The organism is Gluconobacter sp. Dm-73 (assembly GCF_018256215.1).
GTDB classification, from domain to species: Bacteria; Pseudomonadota; Alphaproteobacteria; order Acetobacterales; family Acetobacteraceae; genus Gluconobacter; species Gluconobacter cadivus.
Map to the genome: position 1 here is coordinate 212,504 of NZ_JAERLW010000001.1, position 21,008 is coordinate 233,511.

Genomic DNA, 21,008 nt, shown 5'->3' on the forward strand with positions numbered 1-21,008 from the left:
TGCACTCATGGGCTTCGTTTGAGGGCGTGCGTAGCATAGACTGACGCCATGATGGAGAGTGATGGCGCGTCGATCCGCGGGAATGTACCGCAATATTCGGTTTCCGAGATTTCCGGGGCGATCAAACGCACTCTGGAGAGCGGATTCGGACGCGTCCGCGTGCGCGGCGAGATCACGGAACTCAAGCGCTATCCGTCCGGGCATATTTACCTGTCGCTCAAAGATGAAGGCGGCAAGATCGCCGGTGTGATCTGGCGGGGGAGTGTCTCGCGCCTTGGCATGGCACCCGAGAACGGCAACGAGGTCATCGCGACCGGGCGCGTTTCGGCCTATGGCGAGCGCTCCAGCTATCAGCTCGTCATCGATCGCATGGAGTTTGCGGGGGAGGGGGCGCTTCTCGCCAATATCGAGCGCTTGCGCCGCAAACTGCTCGAAGAAGGACTGTTCGATCCCGAGCGCAAGAAGGCCATACCGTTCCTGCCGTCTCTCGTGGGCGTCATTACATCGCGCTCCGGTGCGGTTCTGCACGATATCATCACGACGATCAGCCGCCGCTTCCCACGCGATGTTCTGCTCTGGCCGGTTCCGGTGCAGGGCGAAGGCGCGGCGGCTCAGATCGCCGCCGCCATCGAGGGCATGTCTGTTCGCCGTCCGCGCACGCCGGATGTGTTGATCGTTGCGCGTGGCGGTGGGTCTCTTGAAGACCTGATGGCGTTCAACGACGAGCGCGTCCTTCGCGCCGTTGCAGCCTGTCCCGTTCCTATCATTTCCGCAGTCGGGCATGAGACCGACACGACGCTGATTGACCTTGTTTCGGATCGTCGTGCGCCCACTCCGACCGCCGCCGCCGAGATGGCCGTGCCGCTGCGCTCGGAAATGGTTGCGGACATGGCGCACCGGAATGCGCGTCTGACGGGCGCGCTGACCCGCATCATCCAGACGGCCCGGGCGCGGTTGGATCAGGCCGCCGCCCGTCTGCCCGACCTGCCTGGGTTGCTGGATTCCGCGCGAATGCGTCTGGAGGATCGGGGCCAGCGCCTCGATCTGGCGTTGCCGTCCTTCGTCATGCGCGTCCGGCATCGGCTTGATGCGTCGGGCATGCACCTGCCGTCGCCGGAGCTTCTGATCGGACGCAGTCGGGCACGTTTGCAGGCTCTGCGTCTGCCCACGCCAGAACTTCTGGTCAGTCGTGCGCGAGCCCGTCTGAACGCCCCCACTACCCATCTGCCGAACCCCGAGTTACTGATCGAACGTCGCCGTGCCGCCTTGCAGATGGTGTCCGGCGGTCTGGACGCCTCATGGCAGCGGTCGCTCCAGACTTTCCATTTGCGCACCGAACGCCAGCGCCTGTCGCCAGACGTTCTCAGAAGCGCCATCCGCCTTCAGCAGACGCGGCTTCAGGGGCTGGGCAGCCATCTTGAAGCCGTCTCGCCCCGCGCAATTCTCAGTCGTGGTTATGTGCTTGTTCAGGATATGAACGGACAACCTGTTACGAGTGCGGAAGCCCGACCTGTTGCCGATCGCGTCGTTCTGTCTTTCGCGGACGGAGATCGTGGCGCAAGACTGGACAGCCTGTCGCCGCAGGGCGATCTTGGGCTTTGATTTCTTCATCCATCTGATCTGCGATCCGGAGTCTGCATGCGTTCGTTCTGGTTGAGTCTCGTTGCCTTGCCACTGCTTGCAGCCTGCGCCGAGCAGCCCACGGCCCCCGCGCGCCCTGTCGCCGCTACGACGCAGGCCCGGATCCCGCCGCAGGATTTTGCGCCGGGTCTGGCGGAAGAAGCGCCTGAAGACGGCAAGAAAAAGCTGTTCAACGATCCCTCCGCGCCGCTGAACACACCGCTCTGCGGATCAGCGCTTCAGGAACAGGCGCAGGCCGGGGCGGCGCTATATCCGCAAAGTCTGGCCAGCACGAGTTCCTGTCCGCGCAATGCCTGTTTCCAGCCCCTGACCGGCACCTATATCGCGGCAACCGGGGCGCAGAGCGTCTGCCGCTGAAGCAGGTCAGCGCTTCATTCGGTCTCAAAGAAAAAGGCCGGTCAGGATTTCCTGACCGGCCTTTTTTTATAGGTGTGGAAAGTGCTGATTTTATAGGTGTGGAAAGTGCTGACGGATCAGCGCTTCCACCATCCTGCACGACGCTTCGCCGGAGCGACTTCATCAATATTTACCGGCTGAAGGATGTTTCCATCCTCGGCAGGCGCCTCAACAGTGGCGGCCTTCGGCGTGCGACGGGTCCGGCCGCGCTTCGGCTTGGCAGGCTCTTCCGCTGCGACTTCTACCGGAGCTGCCACGATTTCCGCAGCGGGTTCGGCCGGGGCTTCAGCGGCAACAGCCTTCGGAGCGCGACGGGCCCGGGTCCGGCGGGGCTTGGGAGCCTCTTCGGCTGCGGGTTCTTCCGCAACCACCGGAGTTGGAGCGACGTCTGCCGCAGGGGCTTCCACAACCGTCTCGGCAGGAGCGGCATCCACCGCCTTGGCACGGGCCGGGCGACGTCCGCGACCACGGCGGGGCTTCGGAGCGTCTTCCGTGGCCGGCGCTTCCGCTACTGGAGCTTCGGCTGCGGGCTCTTCCACGACAACGACCGTTTCGACAGCCGGGGTGTGCTCGATCACAACATCCGTAGGGATGCTGATCCCGGTCTGAAGGGCCTGTGTCGTCCCTTCAAATTCCGCCTGTTCGATCACGTCAAAGATGTCGAAGCTGCCGCCGAACGGATCGGCAGGCGTGGGGCCTGTATAGCGATGCTGGACGGGACGCTCCTCGCGATCTTCCCAGCGGCGCGGGTTGCGGGCGACGGGCGCCGGTGCGGCAGGGCGCGCTGCCGGAGCAGGGCGCCGGGGTGCCACCTCGCGGGCTTCGGCCACGGGCTCTGCGTGTGGTGCTTCGGAGCCTTCGGACTCCTTAACAACGCGCTTGAAGCGGGTGCGACGGCGGCCCGGAATAATGCCGTTTTCGTCGGCACTGTCCGCAACCGGGGTCTCACGCTCTTCGGGCGCATGGACGATGTGGTCCTGCGGTGCGTCCGCTGCGACGTCTCCGTTATGCTCGCGACGACCGCCACGACGGCGACGGCGACGGCGGCGACGGCCATCGTTGCTGTCTTCGTGACCTTCCGACGGCACAACATCCTCGATGATTTCCGCATCGACGACCGGGGTCTCCGTCCGCAGGGCGATCGGAGCCTGTTCTTCGATGATCTCGATTGTGCGGACGCTTTCCGGTGCACGCTCCATGGCGCGTTCCGTCCGTTCCGGAGCGCGGCTCTGTGTCGGAGCCGGGATCTGGGCTTTCAGACGTTCGATCCGCATATCTGCCGCTGCAAGGTTTTCTTCCGTACGGAAGATGACCTGCATGCGATGATGGCGTTCGATATCCGCGAGCCACGAGCGCTTGTGGTTGAGAATATAAAGCGCGATCTCGGAGCCGACATAGACTTCGATTTCGGCTGAACGCTGGCGTGCACCTTCTTCGTCAATGGCGCGCAGAACGTGCAGGGCCGAGCTTTCCGTCCCGCGGATGAAGCCGGTGCCCTGACAGTGCGGGCAGGGCGTGAGAACGGATTCCGCAATAGACGGACGCAGGCGCTGGCGGGACATTTCCAGCAGACCGAAATGGGAAATATGCCCGACCTGAATGCGCGCACGGTCGGAGCGCAGCGCTTCCTTGAGGCGCTTTTCCACCTGTGCGTTGTGGCGACGGCTTTCCATGTCGATGAAATCGATCACGACAAGCCCGGCCAGATCGCGCAGACGGAGCTGGCGCCCCACTTCCTCGGCAGCTTCGAGGTTCGTGCGCAGGGCCGTTTCCTCAATGTTGCGCTGCGAGGTGGACTTGCCGGAGTTCACGTCGATGGCGACGAGAGCTTCGGTCTGGTTGATGACCAGATAGCCGCCCGAAGGCAGGCGGGCTGTCGGCGAGAACATCGCGTCCAGATGGTGTTCGACATTATAGCGCGCAAACAGGCTCTGGCCGCGGTTCTGCCACAGCTTCACCTTGTTGGCGTTGCTCGGCATCAGCAGGCGCATGAACTCGCGTGCGCTCTTCCAAGCGGCTTCGCCATCCACGAGGATGTCTTCGATGTCCTTGGAAAACAGATCGCGAATGACGCGCTTGATGAGGCTTGCTTCCTCATAAACCAGCGTCGGCGCGACCGAGGACAGGGCGTGGGAGCGGATATCATCCCAGAGTTGAAGCAGATATTCGCAGTCGCGCGTCACTTCCTGCGCCGGGCGTCCGGCACCAGCCGTGCGGACGATCATCGCCATGGACTTCGGCAGGTCCAGTTCTGCAATCACGTCGCGCAGACGGCGGCGGTCAGCATCGGACGTGATTTTACGCGAGACGCCACCGCCACGCAGGGCGTTTGGCATCAGGACACAATAGCGACCGGCAAGGGAGATATAGGTGGTCAGGGCCGCGCCCTTGTTGCCGCGCTCTTCCTTAACAACCTGCACCAACAGCACCTGACGGCGGCGGATGACTTCCTGAATCTTGTAGTTGCGCAGGAAACGGGCCGTGCGACGCGACGACGCGCTTTCTTCGCCCGTATCATGCTCGCCACCAACAGTTTCGGGCGCACGACGGTCGTGGTTATCACCGTCTTCGCTGTCGGAGGCGTCCTCGGAAACCGTTTCGTTGTCGGCCCCATCTTCGGCATCACCGCGTTCGGCAATTTCCTCTTCCTGGAGCGCGATGAGCTTTTCGCGATCTGCGACAGGAATCTGGAAATAGTCCGGGTGGATTTCGCTGAAGGCAAGGAAGCCGTGGCGGTTGCCGCCATATTCGACGAAAGCGGCCTGAAGGCTCGGCTCTACGCGAATGACCTTGGCAAGATAGATATTGCCCTTGAGCTGCTTCTTGGTCGATGTCTCGACGTCGTAATCTTCGACGCGGTCACCATCCATGACCACGACACGCGTTTCTTCCGCGTGCGTGGTGTCGATGAGCATACGCTTGGTCATGGAACACTGAACTCCACGACGCTCCGCAATGGCTGCCTGGGCCGGGGGGAACGTCAGATTGTGTGGGGTGGGGGGAACGGCGCAGTCCGAACGCACAGCGACGGGACATGTTGGGTCCCGTTTCGCTGAGGTTGCTGGCTGCGAGCACGTTGAGTGACATTCGTCCCCTGAACAGACGGCCGGTCCAGAACTCCGGAGCCGGATGAAAAACCTGATCCGGACGGGCGTCTGGCCTGTACCGGAGTGACATATCACCAGTTCGATCCGGTCAGGACAGGGTGCGGAAGGCTAGTCGCGCATCTGTCAAACGACGGGACGTCGTGGCGGGGACAGGAAAAGGCGGGAGCGGCACGGGAAAGGTTAAGGCCCGTATCCGGTCGGACCGCGCTTTACAGGTCCCTGTCGTGCAGGATGACCGAAACTGCTGTCTGTGGCAAGTCCGGGTTAGAGGCAGCATTTTTCATTTCTGCGTGGGGCGGTGTCGGCCGAAGCCTTCTGCCATGTTCCTGACAGGGTTTCGTGCTGTATGGTTGTTTCGTCATTCACCGCTGTAACCGGGAAACAAGGGATGCTGACGCGACGCATATTGGCTTTCGGCGGTCTTTCGGGAGTGTCTCTGCTGACGCCTCTGACAGCCTTCGGACGTCACCCGGTTCACGCAAAGCTGCGCGCTCCCGCCGTGCATCGTGGTGCGCTGCCTCCGAAACCTCTTGTGATGCTGGACCCGGGACATGGCGGCAAGGACCCTGGTGCCATCGGGGTTTCGGGTACTTATGAAAAGCATATCGCCGAAGCCGCTGCGTCCGAACTGAGTCGCCAGCTTTTGGCTTCGGGCCAGTATCGTGTTGCCATGACCCGTTCCGAAGACCGGTTCATTCCGCTTGAAGGACGTGTCGAACTGGCACAACGGCATCAGGCGCATCTCTTTATCTCCATGCATGCCGATGCCCTGCATGACAGAGATGTGCGGGGCGCGAGCGTCTATACACTTTCAGGCGGGGCGTCGGACGCGCAGACAGCGTCCCTTGCAAAGACGGAGAACAGTGCCGACCGCTTTGCCGGACCGGCCTTTCATGGAATGTCGCCCGATGTGCAGCAGATTCTCGCGAGCCTCGTTTCGGAAGAAACGCGTCGGGGGTCGGCCCATATGGCAGCCAGTGTGGTCAATTCGTTCCGGAACAGGATCGGCCTCCTGACCCATCCGTCACGTCATGCGGCGTTCGTGGTTTTGAAATCTTCCGAAATTCCATCGGTGCTGGTCGAGATGGGGTTTATGTCGAACCGGTTAGATGAGGCCGCCCTGCGTCAGGCCGTGCATCGCACACAGGTCGCCAGTGCCATGAAAACCGCCATAGACCGTTATTTTGCAACGCGCGCCGGTGTCATGACCGGCTGACCCGCTTTGTGCGCGGGGGAGACTTTATGATCATGCGGGTTGCGCATGGCGCAAGAATCGGTCATTTAACGCACCCATGACGTTTCTTTCGATCCTCTCGCTTCGACTTATCGGCCCCTGAACGCCTTATTCTAGGCGGACAGCGCTCCGTTGCGTTCAGGGGATAACAGACCGAAAGCCACCCTGAACCAGACGAGACGATCACAATCATGACTTTCCATCACCCGTCCTTCGGCACCATTGCCGACGACCGCGTCATCATTTTCGACACCACGCTGCGCGACGGCGAACAGTCCCCCGGCTTTTCGATGAACCTCGAAGAGAAGCTCCGCATGGCCCATGCGTTGAGCGCTCTGGGTGTGGATGTGATTGAAGCCGGGTTCCCTGTGGCGTCCGAAGGCGATTTCGAGAGCGTGCGTCGGATTGCCGAGGACGTTCGTGGTTCGGTGATCTGCGGTCTGGCCCGCAGTGGCGGTAAGCGTGATATTGAATCCTGTGGCGAAGCCCTGAAAAAGGCCGAGCGTCCACGCATTCACAACTTCATTTCCACGTCTCCGCTGCATATGAAATACAAGCTGCGGATGGAGCCGGAAACGGTTCTGGATATCATTGCTTCGGGCAACCAGAAGGCCCGTCAGTACACGGATGACGTGGAATGGTCGGCCGAGGACGGCTCGCGGACCGATCCCGACTTCCTGTGTCGCTGTGTCGAAATGGCGATCCGCAATGGCGCGAACACGATCAACATCCCCGATACGGTTGGTTTCGCGACGCCGGAAGAAATGCGCGCGATTTTCACCATGCTGCGCGAGCGCGTTCCGGGTGCGGATCAGGTGATTTTCTCCGCACATAACCACAACGATCTGGGTCTCGGCGTCGCCAACACGCTGGCGTCTGTTGAGGGTGGGGCGCGTCAGATTGAATGCACGATCAACGGCATCGGCGAACGTGCAGGCAATGCGGCGCTTGAAGAAATCGTCATGGCCCTGCGCACCCGTCACGACCAGTACGGCAAGGTGACCGGCATTGAGACGACGAAGCTGCTGGGCATGTCGCGTATGCTGGCGACGATCACGGGCTTTGACGTGCAGCCGAACAAGGCAATCGTCGGGCGCAATGCATTCGCGCATGAAAGTGGCATCCATCAGGACGGGATACTGAAGAATGCTGCGACCTACGAAATCATGACGCCGGAGAGCGTGGGTTGGAACAAGACCTCGCTGGTCATGGGCAAGCATTCCGGTCGCGCGGCGTTCCGCGACAAGCTGGCGCAGCTCGGCTACCCGCCGCTGGAAGACGAGGCTCTGAACGCTGCTTTTGCGCGTTTCAAGGATCTGGCTGACAGCAAGAAAGTCGTGTTCGACGATGATATCCGCGCCCTTGTCGATGACGAGAGCCGCGATCATGAGAGGGTCCATCTGATCTCGCTGGAACTGGCTTCCGGGACGAAGCAGAAGTCTCAGGCCAAGCTCGAAATCAGCGTGGACGGCGCCATTCAGTACGCTGCGGTCAGCGGCAACGGCCCGGTCGATGCCGCTTTCCGCGCCATTGGTGAAGCATTCCCGCATACAGCTGAACTGGCGCTGTTCTCGGTGGCCAACGTCACGGAAGGCACGGATGCACAGGCTCGTACGACCGTGCGTTTGCAGGAAAACGGCAAGCTCGTGGACGGGCAGGGGGCTGATGCCGATACGGTGGTGTCCGCCGTCCGTGCCTATATTCATGCACTGAACAAGCTCCTGACCAAGCGCGAGCGTCGGGAGCCGGAAGCTCTGTCCTGATCTACCCGGAACGGTTCTGCTTCAGTCAGCGGGCATGCAGAGGATCTCTGCATGCCCGTTTTTCTTGTCCACCGCACATATTTACTATATAATATAGTTTATATAAGCAGTAGACAAATATAACACGAACGGTATGGTTTTCTTATCTGTCCGGACAAGGAACCCTCATGCCGCATTCATGGCTCTATACGCTTTCAGGACTGCTGGTAGGCTTTCTGGTTGGAATGACCGGCGTGGGTGGTGGGTCCCTGATGACCCCTCTGCTGATCCTGCTTTTCGGCGTCAAACCGCAATCGGCGGTCGGCACTGATCTGCTTTATGCCGCTATTACCAAGATCTTCGGGACGGCACTCAATCGCCATCACGGTGTTGTACGCTGGAGGATCGTTTTTCTTCAGATGGCTGGAAGTCTTCCGGCCGGTTTGCTGTGCCTGATTTTCTTGCGTCATTTTGGTCCGAGCCCGTTCATCTCGAAACTCATCACCGAAGTGCTGGGCATCGCACTTTTGCTGACGGTACCTGCCATCCTGTTCAAGCCGTGGCTTCAGAAATGGTCTGCCAATGCCGGTACGCTGCGTCCGCAGACGGTTGATGTGCTGACGGTCGTTCTGGGGGTCGTTCTCGGAACGCTGGTCACGCTGTCATCCGTCGGGGCCGGGGCAATCGGCATGGCCGCGCTGACGGTGCTTTATCCACGTGTCAGTACGCGCGAACTGGTGGCGACGGATATCGCACATGCCGTCCCGCTGGCGCTTCTGGCCGGTGGCGGACACTGGCTTCAGGGCGCGGTCGATTCCGTTGTGCTCGTGGAACTGCTGATGGGATCCATACCCGGCATTCTGCTGGGAACGCTTCTGGCGGGACGGTTGCCAGAGGATGCGCAAAGATGGTTTCTGGGCATCCTTCTGGCCATTATCGGCCTGAGAATGATCTAAGGCCGATGGAGCAGGGTATTACGGCTCAGTAGCCGTAATTGCCAGGATAGCTCTGGGATGTGGGTTGCTGCTGGTAGCCACCCTGCTGGGAATATCCGCTATTGGGCGGATAAGTGTTGTTTGGGTAGCCATTGGGATATTGCGGCTGCTGGCAGTTCGTGTTCGGCGGGCACTGGTACTGCGGCTGCATATACTGACCCTGCTGTTGCGGGTAAGCGCCCTGCTGATTGTTGTAATAGCCCTGCTGCTGGCCATAGCCGCTTTGGGAACTGGGACGGTTGGGTGTGGTGATCGCCCCTGCGCCCGCTCCCAGAACGCCGCCCGCCAGAGCGCCGATCGCCGCGCCACGACCGCCGCCCGCCAGCGCGCCGATCGCCGCACCTGTTCCGCCGCCCAGAAGGCCACCTCCCAGTGCGCGGGAGCCAGGGTTGTAATTCCCTTCACATCCACCTAGAGCCATGATCGTGGCAAATGCTCCGACCAGCGCCGTGCAGCGCAGGCCAGTATGGGAAAAAGCGGTCCTCATAGTCCGAATCCTTGATCGTCTCTCACGGAGTGAGCGCTGCTTATAGCTCAATATCCGTTGCGTGGGCGGTTAGGTGTCGTTGCGGCACCAACTGCGGCCCCCGTGCCGCCACCAGCCAGCGCACCGATGAGCGCACCGCGGCCACCACCGGCCAGCGCGCCGATTGCTGCACCACCACCTGCGCCGATCAGCGCGCCGGACCCGGCACGGGATCCGCTGTCATACGGGCTGCCGCAGCCGGTGAGAGCTACGCCACAGAGAGCCAGAGCTGCCAGAAAGCGGGGTGTTGTAAGGGTCTTCATGACAAATCATCCTGTTTAACGTTCCGGTCCGTCATCCGGTGATCGGGTCGGAAGGAACGGTTTCGCACTTCTAGACACATATAACGTGACAGAAGGGTGGCAGGATCGGGGCGCACGATTATTTTTTTCCATGTCCCCGGATGGGATCTGAAAAATGGGATCTGGACGCCTCGATCCCGTCGCGCGCATTATATTGACTCTCCGGGCCTTGCTGAACCTGCCGCGTCTGGTTAAGTCCACCCGCGGGGAACCGCCCCGCAATCACGATCCGCCATCTGTCACCCGCACAGAGCCGCGCCAGGAGTTTTGGATGTTTTCTCGTCTGCTGGGTCTCATGTCTGCCGACATGGCCATCGACCTCGGCACTGCCAACACGCTCGTTTATGTCAAGGGTCGCGGCATTGTCCTCGATGAGCCCTCCGTTGTGGCGATCGCCGAAGTGCGTGGCAAGAAACAGGTTCTTGCGGTTGGCAATGAAGCCAAGCAGATGGTTGGCCGCACGCCGGGAAACATCACGGCCATCCGTCCGCTGCGCGATGGTGTGATTGCGGACTTTGAAGTTGCGGAAGAAATGATCAAGCATTTCATCCGCAAGGTTCACAACCGCCGCGCTTTCGCCAGCCCGCAGATCATCATTTGTGTGCCCTCCGGCGCCACGGCGGTCGAACGTCGTGCGATTCAGGAAAGTGCGGAGAGCGCAGGCGCACGCAAGGTCATGCTGATCGAAGAGCCCATGGCGGCAGCCATTGGCGCGGGCCTTCCTGTCACGGAGCCTTCTGGCAGCATGATCGTGGATATCGGCGGTGGCACGACCGAAGTTGCGGTCATTTCCCTCGGCGGCATTGTTTATGCCCGTTCTGCGCGTGTGGGCGGAGATAAGATGGACGAAGCCATCATCTCCTATATTCGCAAGACCTATAATCTTCTGGTCGGCGAAAGCTCGGCCGAGCGGATCAAGATCGAACTCGGCTCCGCCATGATGCCGGACGATCCTGCCAACCCCGACGGTCCGCTGACAGAGATCAAGGGTCGCGACCTTATTAATGGCGTGCCGCGCGAAGTAGTCGTTAGTCAGGCCCAGATCGCCGAGAGTCTGGCCGAACCCGTGATGCAGATCGTCGATGCCGTAACGACCGCGCTTGAAAACACGCCCCCAGAACTGGCCGCTGACATCGTGGACAAGGGCATTGTTCTCTCGGGTGGTGGTGCGCTTCTGTATCGTCTGGACGAGGTGCTGCGTCTCTATACGGGCCTGCCGGTCACGGTTGCGGAAAACGCGCTGTCGTGTGTCGCGCTCGGAACGGGACGTGCGCTTGAGGAAATGCGCCGTCTGCGCAGTGTTCTGAGCAGCATGTACTGAGGACTGGCTGACGCCGGATGCTGTCCATCCATGCCCGGCAGGTGCTTGCAAAGGCCATCCTGCCTCTCCTGATCCTGCTGGCGGTCGGGCTTGTCCTTCTGGGGCTGGTCCGTCGTCCGGCCGTTGACGGCGTGCGACTGATGGCGACGGATTTCATGGCCCCGGCCTATCACGGGCTGGTCTGGCCGCAGGAACGTGTGGCCGTCTGGCTGACGGATCTGCGCGGCGCGACCGATCTGGCCAAAGAAAACTCTCGTCTGCGGGACGAAAACCGCGCCCTGCGACACTGGTACGATGTGGCGGTCGCGCTGGCGGCGGAAAATGGCCGTCTGAAAAACAGCCTGCACTGGATCCCGCAGACAGTTCCCCAGTACGTGACGGGGCGGGTCACCCGCGATGATGGCGGTCCCTATTCGCGTGCGGTTCTGCTGGATGTCGGCAGCGGCCATCAGGTCCGGATTGGGGATGTCGCGCTGGATGCTGCCGGATTGCTGGGGCGCGTGACGGAAGTCGGCCCGCATACGGTGCGTGTTCTGATGATCAATGACGACGCCAGCCGTATTCCCGTCACGCTGGCCTCCTCGCACGGGGATGCGATCATGGCCGGTGACGATACCGCCGAGCCGCGTCTGATTTTCTATCCGCAGGACCATCACCCCGTTGAAGGCGAGCGCGTCGAGACGCGGGGCCAGAGCACGATGCCTGCCGGGCTGCCGGTCGGCACGGTGCATTACAGCGCACCGAACCGCCCCGTCGTCGTACCTGATGCGGATCTGGACCGGCTCGATATCGTGCGCGTGTTTGATTATGGCGATGACGATTCGCAGGCGCCGGATGCGCCGGGCCGTGTGCGGGTAAAGAAACTGCCGCAGAATCCGCTCACCGGGCCGCTGCCATTTTCGTGGCTGCCCAACCTGCCGGATATGCCGGGACGGGGAGGGCAGTAAGCGTATGGTTGCCGAAAACTCCACGCCCCATCTGCATTCCGCAGTCGAACCCAAACAGACTTTCCGCCGCGCGCTCGACATGTCCATCCGGGCGGCGATGCCGTCGCTGTTCATCATGTTCTCCGCCATCCTGCTGTCCGCGCCGTTTGGAATCCTCGGACAGGCACAGCTTCAATTCGGGATTGCGATGTGTACGGTCTGGTTCTGGGCCCATAGCCGCCCCCGCTCCATGCCCGCACTGGCGGTCTTTCTGTGTGGGCTGGTCGTGGAAATTTTCAGCTTCGGGCCGCCGGGAACGGTGCTGCTGTCGCTTCTGGTGATTTACGGCGTGGCGCATCACTGGCGTTATGGCCTGTCGCGCCTGGGATTTCTCATAGGGTGGCTGATTTTCAGTATTTTTGCTATAATTGCCTCCTTCTTTCAGTGGGCGCTCGTGTGTCTGCACGCCGTGGCACTGCTCTCTCCCGCACCTGGCCTCTTTCAGGCGGCGCTGACAATCGGTATCTATCCCAGCCTGACCGCGCTGTTCGTCTGGGGACGCCGCACATTTGCCAATCCCGATCAGGCCTGACAGCGTCCTTCTGCGTGCCGCGTCGAAGGCTGTTTTCTTTTCCGGATCTGAAATCCTGCCCTGATGTTTTCCCGAAACACTCCTTTCCGCTCGCGGATACGCCAGAAACGTCAGGCTGAGCCTGTGCGTTCGGGGCGTGGCGTCTTCACGCGCCGCGCTCTGCTGGTCATGGCCGTGCAGGCCGGGGTTCTGGGCGTGCTCGGGCGGCGGCTGTATAACCTTCAGGTCGTCGATGGCGGTCATCTGCGCCAGCTTGCCGAACGCAACCGGACCAGCAAACGCCTTCTCGCGCCTGCGCGCGGCACGGTCCATGACCGTTTCGGTGTGGCTCTTGCAGACAACAAGGTCAGCTGGCGCGCGCTTTTGATGCCGGAAGAGACGACGGACATCCCGGCCGTTATCGAGCGTTTCTCCCAGATCGTGCCTTTGGATGAGCATGACCGCGCGCGCATCGAGCGTGATCTGCGACACGTCCATAAATACGTTCCCGTTACGCTGCACGAATTCCTATCCTGGGACGACATGGCCCGGATCGAACTGAATGCGCCGTCTCTGCCAGGCGTGCTGGTCGATGTGGGCTCGACGCGGCTTTATCCGTTCAAAGGGCTGACCGCCCATATCGTGGGCTATGTCGCGCCCCCGAACGAAGAAGACGTAGCGAAGGACACAACGCTCTCCCTGCCGGGAATGCGCGTCGGTCGCGCCGGAATCGAGCAGACGCAGGAGGCCTCCCTGCGTGGTGAGCCGGGCTCCGTGGAGATGGAGGTCAACGCGGTCGGGCGCGTCATTGGCGAGATTGACCGCGTAGAAGGGCAGCAGGGCGAGGACGTGCGCCTGACGCTGGATTCCGTTCTGCAACAACAGGTTCTCGATCGTCTCGAAGACCGTGTGGCGAGTGCGGTCGTCATGGACTGTCGGAACGGTGAGGTGATGGCGATGGTCAGCACCCCGTCTTTCGATCCGTCCCTGTTCGATTCAGGCGTAAGTCATGCCCAATGGAACGAATGGGCCAGTGATCCGCGTACGCCGCTCGTGGACAAGGCCGTGTCTGGTCTTTATCCGCCCGGCTCGACCTTCAAGCCCGCCGTGGCGCTCGCAGCCCTCAAATCCGGTTCCGTTACGGCGCAGGACCGTTTCAACTGCCCCGGATATTACGATCTGGGTGGCGTGCGTTTCCATTGCTGGAACCGCTGGGGCCACGGCATGATCAACATGCGCGAGGGCCTGAAATTTTCCTGCGACGTCTATTTTTATGAAGTGGCGCGTCGTTGCGGCATGGACCCGATCAAGGCCGTCGGCAACCTGATGGGTCTGGGGGTCAGGCCAGATATCGAACTGCCCCATGTCCGGTCCGGTGTGATCCCGACGCCCGAATGGCGTCAGAAGCACGGCTTTCACTGGAATGGCGGCGATACAGTGAACGCGGGCATCGGGCAGGGGTTCGTCCAGGTTACCCCGCTGGAGCTTGCCACCTATACCTCCCGCATCGCTTCGGGCCGCAATGTTCAGCCGCATCTGTTGCGGGCGACCAACGACCAGCTTTCCGCCATGGCATCGGACGAGGCGGTGCCAAAGGTCGATCTTCCAGCGGAATTTCTGGATGTCGTACGCGGCGGCATGTTTGCAGTCGTCAACGATCAGCACGGCACGGCCCCCAAGGCACGGCTGGACCTGCCGGGGATCCAGATGGCCGGAAAGACAGGCTCGGCGCAGGTCCGGCGCGTGTCGCGGGCACTCCGTGAATCCGGGCACTTCAACTCCATGAACCTGCCTTGGGAATATCGCCCGCACGCGCTGTTCATTTGCTTTGCGCCGTACGACAATCCGAAATATGCCGTTGCGGTGGTGGTGGAACATGGCAATGCAGGCGCGGAAGAGGCCGCGCCTCTCGCCAAACTTATCATGACCGATACCCTGCTGCGCGACCCGGCCAGCGACGTCCGACCTGCCGCTCCGCAACCGCCTGCGGAGGCACAAACGCCGTCCGTCCCGGCTGAAGCCAGCGCTTCTGCTCCCACGGAGCGCCCCGTTGCAGACGATCAGCCGGAGCGGGGAGCGACGCAATGAAACGTAACGGCCTGAACACGTTCGGCTTTCTCAAATCCGACCGCCGCCTCCTGCGTGCCGAGCCTGATTTCAGGCCCATGGCGCGCCTGCTTCAGGTCAACTGGCTGTATGTCCTACTGGTCTGTGTGCTGGCGGGGGTGGGCTATATCGCGCTCTATTCCGCGGGTGGTGGCTCGGCCAAGCCGTTCGCCGGACCGCAGATGGTGCGCTTCGGCTTCGGCCTTGTCATGATGATTGCGGTCTCGCTCGTCAGTCCGCGCGTTCTGCGGATGGCGGCGGTTCCGGTCTATCTGCTCTCGGTCACGCTGCTCGCCCTTGTGTTGCGGATGGGGCATGTGGGGAAGGGGGCGGAGCGCTGGATCAATCTGGCGGGGATGCAGTTCCAGCCCTCCGAATTCGCCAAAATCGGCCTCGTCCTGATGCTGGCGACGTGGTTTCATCGGATTGGCAACGAGCGGATGGGCAATCCGCTGCGCCTGATCCCGCCCGCACTCCTGACATTGCTGCCGGTCCTTCTGGTGCTCAAAGAGCCCAACCTTGGAACGGCCACCATCATCGGCGTTATCGGGGCGACGCTGTTCTTCGCGGCGGGAATGCGGCTGTGGCAGATCCTGCTGCTCGTGGCGCCGCTGCCTTTCATGGGAAAGCTGATCTACAGCCATCTGCATGACTACCAGAAGGCCCGGATCGACACCTTTCTGCACCCCGAACATGATCCGCTCGGCGCGGGCTACAACATCATCCAGTCCAAAATCGCCCTTGGTTCGGGCGGGATGTGGGGCGAGGGATATCTGCATGGCAGTCAGGGACAGCTGAACTTCCTGCCGGAAAAACAGACGGACTTCATCTTCACCATGATCGGGGAAGAATGGGGTTTCGTCGGCGGCATCGCCGTCATTACGCTGCTTGCAACGCTCGTTATGGGCGGAATGCTCATTGCGATCCGCAGCCGCAACCAGTTCGGGCGGCTGCTGGGTCTGGGCATTGCGATGGATTTTTTCCTGTATTGCGCCGTAAACCTGTCGATGGTTATGGGCGCGATCCCGGTTGGTGGCGTGCCGCTGCCCCTGATTTCCTATGGCGGCTCGGCGATGCTGACGATGATGTTCGGTTTTGGCCTGCTCATGTCCGCCTGGGTGCATCGGAACGAACGCGATCCGGGGATGGAAGACGATGAGGACTGAGTATCTGCGTGCCCTCACGATCCCGCAGGGTGGGATGTCCGTGCGTCAGATGGTGCTTTGGGGACTGGTCTTCGCAGTGGCTCTGTTCCTGAGACATCCAGGCGCACTGCTGATGGCGCAGTTCTGGGGAGAAGATTCATGGGTCTGGTACCCGCAGGCCTATGAGCAGGGTCTGGCCAGCCTGCTTAATCCGGAGACGGGATATCTCCAGACCTTCCCTCGCCTGATCGGCCTTCTGGCGCAGGGCCTGCCGTTCCATCTGGCTCCGACCCTTTTCGCGTTCGTGGCCTTTCTGGTGCAGCTTACGCCGCCTCTGTTCCTGCTGACCGGACGCCTGGATCAGGCGTGGCCGGACAGGACGTCGCGTCTGCTGTTTGCGCTGTTTATGGTCGCGTTGCCCAATTCCTACGAAGTGCAGGTCAATCTCACCAACTCACAGTGGCACCTCGCCATTCTGGCCTTTCTGGTTCTCCAGAGCACGCCGCCACAGGGATGGGGGGAGTGCCTGTTCGATGGCGCAGTCCTGTTGCTGTCAGGGCTGACAGGGCCGTTCTGCGTCTTCCTGTTTCCGATCGCTCTGCTCCGGGTTGCGGCGGTCCGGGATCGTTCACATCTGATACGACTGGCGTTCGTTACTCTGTGCGTCGGGTTGCAGGCGCTGACCTATCTGCACAAGGCACATCAGCGGGTTGGCACCGAACTTGGCGCCTCGCTTATTACCGGGATGCGCATCATCGCCCTCAATATCGAGATCGGCCTTTTGTTCGGACAGCATGCGGCTGTGGATGTGGCGGGGTCGGCATTGTGGTGGCAGCACCGCAGCCCGGCGGTTGTACTCTGTCTTCTGGGGATCGCCGCCCTGATCTATGCCTGTCTACGGGGTCCCGCGATTTTCCGTGAGGCGCTTCTTGTTTCCGGGCTGACGTTTGCGGCGGCCCTGGCCCATCCTCAGGTGTCCATTGATCAGCCCCAGTGGCATGTCATGCAGTATTCCGGCTGGAGCGATCGGTATTACATCTTCGCGATGCTGACCCTGCTCGGGTCATTCTTTGTTCTCGCCAAAGCGCCGCGTCCTGCGGTGAGGGGCGCCGGGGTATCGGCGCTCCTGCTCGTCACAGCAGCCTGTATCCGGGACTGGCACTTTCCATTCTTTCCAATGTCGGATTTCTATACGAAAGCCGCGGAGTTCGAGCGCGCCCCTTCCGGAACAATCATCACTTACGGCATCCAGCCCTCACCAATGACCGCGCAGATCCGCAAACGCTGAGAGCCGACGGGGCCTGTGTGTGCCCCTCAGGTCCTGTGACGCCCGGCCAGAATATCGGCGGGTGTACGGGCTATAGAGGTCGGCGGCGATGTGTTGAAGTCCGCAATCGAAGCGTCACGGGCCTCTGGCGGGAGGGCTTCGATCATGGTCAGACGGGCATTAGCGGCCTGAATCTGTGGCATGGTCACAAACGTGAATTTTCCCGCCAGATAGAGCATGAGCGGGGCCAGAACGAGCCCGACCCCGAAAAATATGGTGAAAAGCGACAGAAAAGCCGCCGCCCACAGATAGATCGCTATAGCCCCGCTACTATGACTATAGGACGTCCCGTTGCTTAGGTTCAGGACGGACAGAGCACCCCATTCCCCAGTCTTTGTCTTGCGACACAGAACAAGCAGCCTGTCTCCGGCCCGGATCGGAAGCTTCCCGTTAACCTGACTGAGCGTATAGGCCCGGTTTTCGTAAAAGATATGCGTGGAGAGAATGGTGTCAGTGCGCCCATGAACCATTCCGACCGTACCGGACTGTCCGCCGACGACGCCTCCGCTGATATGTCCCTTGACGATGGCAGACGTGTCTGTGGCTTCGGCGGTAATGAGGTGAATCTGAAGCGGGTTCATCAGCGTCGCCTTTTTTGTGGAAGGGAACAGCGCGTCTGTCGGTCGACGTTCGGTCGAAGGAGAAGCGAAGGACATTCGTATCCTACGCTTCCCCTGAAAATCAGCCCTCGATCTGCCCGAAATCGGCAATCAGGGCCGTTGTGGCGCGGAAGCGGGCCAGCAGTTTGAGGCGATTGGCCCGCACCTCCGGCTCCGGCGCATTGACCGTCACGGCCTCGAAGAAGCGATCCAGCGTCGGGCGCAGGGCCGCAATGGCCTGCATCGCATCCGTGAAACGCTCTTCTTTGAGAGCTGTTTCAATCGCAGGAACAGCCTGATCCAGACCGGCAGCCAGAGCGCGTTCTTCGTCCTGCGTATAGAGAGCCGGATCGGGCGCGCCGGTATGCGGGCCGTCCTTCTTGTCCTCGATACGCAGGATGTTGGCGGCGCGTTTGGCGGCGGCGAGCAGGTTGCGGCCGTCTTCCGTCTGGATCATGTCCGACAGAGCCGAGGTCCGGGCCAGAAGCCGGACCAGATCGCCATCCAGACCGTGCGTCAGGATGGCCGCAAGAACGTCATGCCGCTCGCCTTCGCTGCGAAGCTGCACGCGCAGACGCTCGGCCATGAAGTCCGGCAGCTTGGCCAGTTCACCCTCTGCACGTCCGTTCGCCGCCTGTGCGAACAGCACCGTCAGGTCCAGACGCAGCCCGTTGTCACGGATCGTGCGGATGATGCCGAGTGCGGCACGACGCAGCGCATACGGATCGCCCGAACCGCTCGGCAGTTCGCCAATGGCAAAGAACCCGGCCAGCAGATCCAGCCTGTCCGCGAGAGCCACGGCCACTGAAACCGGCGTTTTTGTCGTGTCGTCAGACTGTCCGCGCGGCAGGTAATGCTCGGCCACAGCGCGGGAAACGGCCTCGTCTTCGCCATCATGGGCCGCGTAATAGCCGCCCATGACACCCTGAAGTTCCGGGAATTCGCCAACCATCCCGGTCGTCAGATCCGCTTTGGCCAGCAGACCCGCACGTTCGGCCTGAGCAATCTGTGCGCCGTCGAGTCCCATGGCCTGTGCCACGGTGCCCGCCAGCTTCGAAATCCGCTCAGCGCGCTCGGCCTGCGTGCCCAGCTTGGCATGGAAGGTCACCGCTGCCAGCGCCGGAACCCGGTCGGCCAGCTTCGTTTTTCGGTCCAGATCCCAGAAATGCCGTGCGTCGGCAAAACGGGCGCGGAGCACGCGCTCATTCCCCGCCGTTGTCAGCTTGCCACCGTCCTTGAACGGCAGATTGCCGATGAAGGCGAAGTACGGCGCGGCTTTCCCATCCGGATTGCGCAGCGCGAAATACCGCTGGTTGATCCGCATGGAGACCTGCATCACTTCGGCAGGCAGATCCATGAACGCGGCGTCGATTTGGCCCAGAAGCGGGACCGGATATTCGACCAGCCCGCAGACTTCATCGACCAGCCCGTCATCCTGCACAACCGTAATGCCATGCTGCTCCGCCAGACGCGCCACACCCGTGCGGACCATGTCGCGGCGGCTGTCCATGCCCACGATGACCGAGCGGGTCTCAAGCTCGTCCTGCCACTGTGAGGCGGACAGGATTTCGAACGCGCCGGGTGCGAGGAAGCGATGGCCTTCGGAGAGGTTGGAGGCCTTCAGCCCATGCGCGTCATCCCCGTCACGGGCGAGAGCGAACGGCACGACATGCCCGTCCAGCAGACATGCGATCCGGCGCAGCGGACGAACCCATGTAAAGTTCGAGGCCGCCCCCCAGCGCATGGATTTCGGCCAGGGGAACTTCCACAGCAGATCGGGCACGGCCTCGGACACGCGGCTTTCCGCGCTCACCGGATCGAGCGACTTGTTCAGAACCCAGAAGCCGTTTTCCAGCGTCAGATCCGCCGGTGTGACGCCATGCTTGCGCGTGAAGCCTTCCAGAGCCTTTTCCGGCGCGCCCTCGCGCGGGCCGCGTTCGGACACGCTGCGGGCCGGGATCTCGGCATCGATGCTCAGAGCTGCCGCGATGCGCCGGGCACCGAAGAACGTGCGCAGATCGCGCGGATTCAGGCCGTCGAGCGCCTTGGTCAGCAGCGATCCCAGATCGTCCGCTGCGCGGGCCTGCATGCCGGAGGGGATTTCCTCGCTGAACAGTTCGAGAAAGAGTTCAGCCATGGGACGTCTCCTCACCGGCGAGCCAGGCGTCGCAGGCGGCTTTGGCAAGCGCCCGGACGCGCCCGATATAGGAGGCGCGCTCGGACACGGAAATCACGCCGCGTGCATCCAGAAGATTGAACAGATGCGAGGCCTTGAGACACTGGTCATAAGCGGGCTGGGCCACGCCAGCCTCGGACAGACGCATGGACTCGCGCTCGGCATCATTGAAATGGGTTAGCAGCATCTGCGTGTCGGCAAGCTCGAAATTATGGCGCGAATAGTCCTGCTCGGCACGCAGGAACACGTCGCCATAGGTCAGGCCACGGCCATTGAAATCGAGGTCATAGACGTTCTCGACGCCCTGCACATACATCGCCAGCCGCTCAAGCCCGTAGGTGAGTTCCGTGGACGGCATGACGGTCGGAATGCCGCCAACCTGCTGGAAATAGGTGAACTGCGAGACTTCCATCCCGTCACACCAGACTTCCCAGCCCAGCCCCCATGCGCCGATGGTCGGGTTTTCCCAGTCATCCTCGACGAATCGGATATCGTGCAGTTCGGGGTCGATCCCGATGGCGCGATAGCTGTCGAGCAGAAGCTGCTGGCTGTCTTCCGGCGTCGGCTTGAGCAGTACCTGATACTGGTAATAGTGCTGAAGACGGTTCGGGTTCTCGCCATAACGGCCATCCGACGGACGGCGGCAGGGCTGCACATAGGCGGCGGCCCACGGCTTGGGACCGAGCGCGCGAAGCGTGGTGTGAGGGGAGAGCGTGCCTGCTCCGAGTTCGGTATCGTAGGGCTGCAGAATGGCGCAGCCCTTCTCGGACCAGAATTGATGAAGGCGCAGGATCAGGTCCTGAAAACAGAGCGGCCGGGTCGCAGACAATTCGATAGGCTCCGGTTGGCAGAAATCGGGCGCCACCTTACAGGCACCGGCTCTGAACCGGAAGG

The 21,008-nt window shown here is 61.6% G+C and carries 17 protein-coding genes; 11 read left to right on the forward strand and 6 right to left on the reverse strand.

Going from position 1 to position 21,008, the window contains the following annotated elements; translation table 11 throughout:
* Nucleotides 1-48 precede the first annotated feature (48 nt).
* Together xseA and JK176_RS01020 are read left to right on the forward strand one after the other, a co-directional pair.
* The gene (gene xseA, locus JK176_RS01015) at nucleotides 49-1,602 is read left to right on the forward strand and encodes an exodeoxyribonuclease VII large subunit (protein ID WP_211585969.1); all 1,554 of its coding nucleotides are present in this window, start codon (nucleotides 49-51) and stop codon (nucleotides 1,600-1,602) included.
* A 36-nt stretch (nucleotides 1,603-1,638) separates the two neighbouring features.
* Complete coding sequence (locus JK176_RS01020; protein WP_211585971.1) at nucleotides 1,639-1,998, forward strand: hypothetical protein; 360 nt, start codon at nucleotides 1,639-1,641, stop codon at nucleotides 1,996-1,998.
* A 116-nt stretch (nucleotides 1,999-2,114) separates the two neighbouring features.
* Here the strand turns inward: JK176_RS01020 and JK176_RS01025 are convergent, their stop codons facing one another.
* Nucleotides 2,115-4,964 (reverse strand): Rne/Rng family ribonuclease, encoded by a 2,850-nt coding sequence (locus tag JK176_RS01025; protein ID WP_211585973.1) that lies wholly within the window; start codon nucleotides 4,962-4,964, stop codon nucleotides 2,115-2,117.
* A 568-nt stretch (nucleotides 4,965-5,532) separates the two neighbouring features.
* On the opposite strand from JK176_RS01025, the gene JK176_RS01030 reads away from it, so the two are divergent.
* The 3 genes from JK176_RS01030 to JK176_RS01040 all read left to right on the forward strand — a co-directional run bounded on the left by JK176_RS01030 (nucleotide 5,533) and on the right by JK176_RS01040 (nucleotide 9,076).
* Nucleotides 5,533-6,360: an N-acetylmuramoyl-L-alanine amidase gene (locus tag JK176_RS01030; RefSeq protein ID WP_211585976.1), complete on the forward strand. Its 828-nt coding sequence runs from the start codon at nucleotides 5,533-5,535 to the stop codon at nucleotides 6,358-6,360.
* Between the two features lie 209 nt (nucleotides 6,361-6,569).
* On the forward strand, nucleotides 6,570-8,141 hold the full coding sequence (locus JK176_RS01035; RefSeq protein ID WP_194261629.1) for a 2-isopropylmalate synthase: 1,572 nt from the start codon (nucleotides 6,570-6,572) through the stop codon (nucleotides 8,139-8,141).
* A gap of 167 nt (nucleotides 8,142-8,308) precedes the next feature.
* Nucleotides 8,309-9,076 (forward strand): sulfite exporter TauE/SafE family protein, encoded by a 768-nt coding sequence (locus tag JK176_RS01040; protein ID WP_211585978.1) that lies wholly within the window; start codon nucleotides 8,309-8,311, stop codon nucleotides 9,074-9,076.
* 25 nt (nucleotides 9,077-9,101) lie between these two features.
* Here the strand turns inward: JK176_RS01040 and JK176_RS01045 are convergent, their stop codons facing one another.
* A complete protein-coding gene (locus JK176_RS01045; RefSeq protein ID WP_206033093.1) occupies nucleotides 9,102-9,602 on the reverse strand; it encodes a hypothetical protein in 501 nt (166 codons plus the stop codon).
* A 47-nt stretch (nucleotides 9,603-9,649) separates the two neighbouring features.
* The gene (locus JK176_RS01050; protein WP_062110705.1) at nucleotides 9,650-9,904 is read right to left on the reverse strand and encodes a YMGG-like glycine zipper-containing protein; all 255 of its coding nucleotides are present in this window, start codon (nucleotides 9,902-9,904) and stop codon (nucleotides 9,650-9,652) included.
* Between the two features lie 310 nt (nucleotides 9,905-10,214).
* Here JK176_RS01050 and JK176_RS01055 point away from each other — a divergent pair, with 310 nt between their 5' ends.
* From JK176_RS01055 to JK176_RS01080, 6 genes are all read left to right on the forward strand, one after another.
* On the forward strand, nucleotides 10,215-11,264 hold the full coding sequence (locus tag JK176_RS01055; RefSeq protein ID WP_062033912.1) for a rod shape-determining protein: 1,050 nt from the start codon (nucleotides 10,215-10,217) through the stop codon (nucleotides 11,262-11,264).
* A 17-nt stretch (nucleotides 11,265-11,281) separates the two neighbouring features.
* Complete coding sequence (gene mreC / locus JK176_RS01060; RefSeq protein ID WP_211585980.1) at nucleotides 11,282-12,211, forward strand: rod shape-determining protein MreC; 930 nt, start codon at nucleotides 11,282-11,284, stop codon at nucleotides 12,209-12,211.
* Nucleotides 12,212-12,215: 4 nt separating this feature from the next.
* Nucleotides 12,216-12,782: a hypothetical protein gene (locus JK176_RS01065; protein ID WP_211585982.1), complete on the forward strand. Its 567-nt coding sequence runs from the start codon at nucleotides 12,216-12,218 to the stop codon at nucleotides 12,780-12,782.
* A gap of 63 nt (nucleotides 12,783-12,845) precedes the next feature.
* Nucleotides 12,846-14,849, forward strand: coding sequence for a penicillin-binding protein 2 (mrdA, locus tag JK176_RS01070; protein WP_211585983.1), 2,004 nt, complete (start codon nucleotides 12,846-12,848; stop codon nucleotides 14,847-14,849).
* On the forward strand, nucleotides 14,846-16,033 hold the full coding sequence (gene rodA, locus JK176_RS01075) for a rod shape-determining protein RodA (protein ID WP_211574062.1): 1,188 nt from the start codon (nucleotides 14,846-14,848) through the stop codon (nucleotides 16,031-16,033). The genes mrdA and rodA overlap by 4 nt, the downstream gene beginning before the upstream one ends.
* A complete protein-coding gene (locus tag JK176_RS01080; protein ID WP_211585985.1) occupies nucleotides 16,023-17,300 on the forward strand; it encodes a hypothetical protein in 1,278 nt (425 codons plus the stop codon). Before rodA ends, JK176_RS01080 begins: the two co-directional genes overlap by 11 nt.
* 26 nt (nucleotides 17,301-17,326) lie before the next feature.
* Here JK176_RS01080 and JK176_RS01085 read toward each other — a convergent pair whose 3' ends face one another.
* From JK176_RS01085 to JK176_RS01095, 3 genes are read right to left on the reverse strand one after another with little or no spacing between them, the layout of a single operon-like run.
* Complete coding sequence (locus tag JK176_RS01085; RefSeq protein ID WP_211585988.1) at nucleotides 17,327-17,995, reverse strand: hypothetical protein; 669 nt, start codon at nucleotides 17,993-17,995, stop codon at nucleotides 17,327-17,329.
* Nucleotides 17,996-18,020: 25 nt separating this feature from the next.
* Complete coding sequence (glyS, locus tag JK176_RS01090) at nucleotides 18,021-20,075, reverse strand: glycine--tRNA ligase subunit beta (RefSeq protein ID WP_211585990.1); 2,055 nt, start codon at nucleotides 20,073-20,075, stop codon at nucleotides 18,021-18,023.
* A complete protein-coding gene (locus JK176_RS01095) occupies nucleotides 20,068-20,943 on the reverse strand; it encodes a glycine--tRNA ligase subunit alpha (RefSeq protein ID WP_099285417.1) in 876 nt (291 codons plus the stop codon). The genes glyS and JK176_RS01095 overlap by 8 nt, the downstream gene beginning before the upstream one ends.
* Between the last annotated feature and the right edge of the window lie 65 nt (nucleotides 20,944-21,008).